General features: G+C 69.4%; 4 protein-coding genes. 3 read left to right on the top strand and 1 reads right to left on the bottom strand.

Annotated features, from left to right (window positions below; translation table 11 throughout):
• Positions 1-217: 217 nt before the first annotated feature.
• The gene (locus tag VGL85_RS02535) at positions 218-865 is read right to left on the bottom strand and encodes a TIGR00730 family Rossman fold protein (protein WP_331585645.1); all 648 of its coding nucleotides are present in this window, start codon (positions 863-865) and stop codon (positions 218-220) included.
• 14 nt (positions 866-879) lie between these two features.
• Between VGL85_RS02535 and VGL85_RS02530 the strand changes: the two genes are divergently transcribed.
• The 3 genes from VGL85_RS02530 to VGL85_RS02520 all read left to right on the top strand — a co-directional run.
• Positions 880-1,710: a carboxypeptidase-like regulatory domain-containing protein gene (locus tag VGL85_RS02530; RefSeq protein WP_331585643.1), complete on the top strand. Its 831-nt coding sequence runs from the start codon at positions 880-882 to the stop codon at positions 1,708-1,710.
• Between the two features lie 105 nt (positions 1,711-1,815).
• Positions 1,816-3,672, top strand: a complete 1,857-nt coding sequence (locus VGL85_RS02525) for an ABC transporter ATP-binding protein/permease (RefSeq protein WP_331585641.1) — start codon at positions 1,816-1,818, stop codon at positions 3,670-3,672.
• Positions 3,669-3,949: VOC family protein (locus VGL85_RS02520; RefSeq protein ID WP_331585639.1), on the top strand; the 281-nt coding region annotated here is incomplete at its 3' end. The genes VGL85_RS02525 and VGL85_RS02520, both read left to right, overlap by 4 nt.

Genomic DNA, 3,949 nt, shown 5'->3' with positions numbered 1-3,949 from the left:
GGCGGCGGCCCTGCTCACCCTCAGTCCAAAAGGCTCAGGGGTCATCGGCCCCTCCGCCGACAGTCCGCCTGGTGTTGGTGCGCCAGGCGGACGTCCCGGAAGACAGCCCAGACCTAGCACGGACACCAACAGACAAGGGGTTACGCCCTCACCGATTCAAACTCCAATTCAGCGGCTGCTGAAATGATCCGAGCCAGCCTGTCCAGGCTGTAACCCCTCACCCTCCCGCTGCCTTCGGCGCGGGCCCCTCCCTCTCCCTCTGGGAGAGGTCTTTTGGCATCAACCTCGACACAGTCTCGGGCGTTGCATCAGCCATGGCGCGGATCGTCGGCAGGATCGCCTCGATCGTGTCGACGGCTCGCCAGGCGCTGGCGAAGGCGGGCGGGGTGAGGTTCAGGGCGATGGTCTGGTCGAGGAATCCGAACAGCGGATCCCAGAAGCCCTCCGGATTATAGAAGACGGTCGGCTTGGCGTGCAGGCCCAGCCGGCGCCAGGAGAGCAGCTCGACCACCTCCTCCAGCGTGCCGATGCCGCCGGGCAGGGCGACGAAGGCCTCGGATTCTTCGAACATCAGCATCTTGCGCTCATGCATCGAGCGCACGACGATGGTTTCCACCTCTTCGAAAAGGATCTCACGCTGGCGCAGGAATTCGGGCATCACCCCCAGCACCCGGCCGCCGGCCGCGTGGGCGGCGCGCGCGCAGGCGCCCATCAGCCCTATGCCGCCGCCGCCATAGACCAGCCGTACGTCGTCGCGCGCCAGGATCGCGCCAAGGGCGCCGGCCGCCGCCAGCAGGGCGGGATCGGCGGCGTCGGACGAACCGGCATAGACGCAGATCGAACCGATCCGCGGGGGTTCGGACATTGGCGGCCTTTCAAGTGACGCAGGCCACGATCATTCGCCATCGCGCCCGGAATGCAAGGGCGGCCGTCTGGGTCGGCGCGCTCGTCGCGGCGGGACTGCTCGCGGCATGCAGCCGCGGCGGCGACTGGCGCACGCCCCAGGCGCCGGCGGACGAGTCGGCGCAGGGGCAGATCGGCTACACGCCGCCGCCCCGGTTCACCTCGGCCCAGCGGCTCGGCGACGGCCAGGTCGAACTGGGCGGGCTGGCCGATCCGAACGTGCGCATCCGGCTGGCCTCGCCCGACGGCGCAGCCTATGCCGCGGTGACCGACGGCCGCGGCCTCTTCACCCTCACCGTCCCGAGCGCGGCGGCGGTGCGGCTGTTCGGCCTTTCCGAGGATGTGGCGGGGCGGATCGTTCAGGGCGAGGGCTATCTGGCCGTCCTGCCCGCGCCTGGGCGGCCAGCGGTGCTGTTGCGCGCCGGCGGCGGGGCGCACGCCCCCGGCGCCAGTTCAGACACGCCGCAGGTCGCCGCGGTGGACTTCGACGCCGGCGGCGGCGCGGTGGTCTCGGGCGTGGCGCATCCCGGCTCGGCCCTTCGCCTGACGCTCGACAACCAGCCGGGCGGCGAGACGAGGGCGGACGCTCAGGGCCGGTTTTCATTCGCCCTGGCGGCCATGCTCAAACCGGGCGATCATGAACTGACCGTCCAGTCGCCCGGCGGCCAGGCCGACGCGCATTTCAGCGTCAGCCGGGCCGGTCCCATTTCGGGGCTGCCTTTCCGTGGACAGCGGCAGGCGGGCGACTGGCGCATCGACTGGCTGACCCCCGCCGGGGGCCAGCAGACGACTTTGATCATGGATTGAACGAGGACATTCAAGGACTTGGCGCGCGGTTCCCAGGCGTTGCGGCGAACGAACGGCCCCGCCACGGTCGTCTCCACAGGAGGCGCCTTCAATTTCTGGAGCTCGATGGCGGACCTCGCCCGCCTGGTCATGCGCTCTCGCGCCAAGGGCCTGCGGGTCCGGCTCTTCGTCGCGCTGACGCTGGTGCTGATCGGCAAATGGACCGCGGTGAACTCGCCGATCTGGATCGGCCGCGCCATCGATGCGCTGAGCCATGGACGAAGCGCCGCCGAGACGGTGTTCGCGGTGTTCGGCGGCTTCGCGGTCTTCTGGGTGCTGCTCCGCTTCGTGTCCAACGTCACGCCGCTGGTGCGCGACGCCATCTTCACGCCGGTGTCGCAGCAGGCGCTGGCCCGCTCGGCGGTCGAGACCTTCGCCCACTCGCTGTCGCTGTCGCTCAACTTCCATCAGGGCAAGCAGAGCGGCGCGCTCGCCCGCATCATCGACCGCGGCTCGAATTCCACCGACACGCTGATCCGCAGCGTCGTCTTCGATCTCGGGCCCACCGCCTTCGAACTGGCCATGGCGGCCTTCGTGATGACCAGCCATTACAATTGGGTGCTGTCGGCGGCGACGGTTGGGACCATCCTGCTCTATGTCATCCTGACCTTCTCCATCTCCAACTGGCGCATCCGGTTCCGCCGCGCGCTGAACGAGGCCGATTCCGCCGCCGCCGGTCTCATCGTCGACGCGTTGATGAACTTCGAGACCATCAAGACCTTCGGCGCCGAGGAGCGAATCGTCGGCCGCTACGCGCAGGCGCGCGGCGACTACGCCGCCGCCGCGGTCAAGGCCAACACCTCGCTGCAGATGCTGAATGCGCTGCAGACGGTGGTGATGAGCGCCGGCCTCGGCTTCATCACCCTGCTGGCCGGATACGAGGTCATCCACGGCAAGATGACCCCGGGCGGCATCACCGCCTGCATCCTCATTCTGCAGGCGGTCTACGCGCCGCTGAACCAGCTCGGCTCCAACTATCGCATGATCCGGCAGGCCTTCATCGACATGGAGCAGATGATCAATCTCCGGTCGGTCGAGCCCGATATCCAGGACGCGCCCGACGCGCGGCCCTTGCCGCCGGCGTCGCTCAAGGGCGCCGAGCTGGTGTTCGACCATGTCGGCTTCCAGCACACCGCCCGCTCCGTGGGCCTGAGCGACGTCAGCTTCCGCATTCCGCCGGGCAGGACGGCCGCGCTCGTCGGCCCGTCCGGCGCCGGCAAGACCACCATTGTCCGCCTGGCGCTCAGGCTGCTCGACCCGCGGGCGGGGCGGGTGATGCTCGACGGGCTCGACCTGCGCGAGGCCGAACTCGCCTCGTTGCGCCGCGCCGTGGCGCTGGTGCCGCAGGACGTCGCCCTCTTCAACGACACCCTCTACGCCAACATCGCCTTCGCGCGGCCCGACGCCGGCGAGGCGGACGTCTGGGCGGCGGCGGAGGCGGCCGAGCTTTCCAGCTTTATCGAAGGGTTGCCGTACAAGATGGAGACCCTGGTCGGCGAACGCGGCCTCAAGCTCTCCGGCGGCGAGCGCCAGAGGGTGGGTCTGGCCCGCGCGCTTCTGGCGAATCCGCGCCTCCTGGTGCTCGACGAGGCGACCAGCGCGCTGGATGGGCGGACGGAGGCGGCGATCCAGGCGACGCTGCGCAAGGTGAGAGCGGGGCGCACGACGCTGGTCATCGCCCACCGCCTGTCGACCGTCGCCGACGCCGACGAGATCCTGGTGATCCGCCGCGGCCGCATCGTCGAGCGGGGTGATCACGCCGGGCTGATCGCGCAGGGCGGCGAATACGCGGCCCTCTGGCGCCGCCAGACCCGCGAGGAACCCGCCAGGCCGGAGCGCGAGACGCGCACGACCGAGCCCGCGCCTGTGCTAGTCTCGTCGCTCGAAGACGAGCCCGACCCGAAACCGGAGACCGAAGAATGAAATACCTGCACACCATGGTGCGCGTGAAAGACCTGGACGCCTCGCTGGACTTTTACGTCAACAAGCTGGGCCTGGCCGAGGCCAGCCGCGTCGAGAACAAGGGCGGCCGTTTCACCCTGGTCTTCCTCTGCGCGCCCGACGACATGGAGGCCGCCCGCGCCAACCGCGCGCCGATGGTCGAGCTGACCTATAACTGGGACCCTGAGAACTATGACGGCGGCCGTAATTTCGGTCACCTGGCCTACGAGGTCGACGACATCTTCGCCACCTGCCAGCG

It is taken from the genome of Phenylobacterium sp. (genome assembly GCF_036501465.1).
Taxonomy (GTDB): domain Bacteria; phylum Pseudomonadota; class Alphaproteobacteria; order Caulobacterales; family Caulobacteraceae; genus Phenylobacterium.
This window is presented reverse-complemented; position numbering and strand designations above follow the sequence as displayed.

Coding starts and splice junctions, on each gene's coding strand:
- VGL85_RS02535 (WP_331585645.1), bottom strand. CDS start 865: ATGTCCGAACCCCCGCGGATCGGTTCGATCTGCGTCTATGCCGGTTCG.
- VGL85_RS02525 (WP_331585641.1), top strand. CDS start 1,816: ATGGCGGACCTCGCCCGCCTGGTCATGCGCTCTCGCGCCAAGGGCCTG.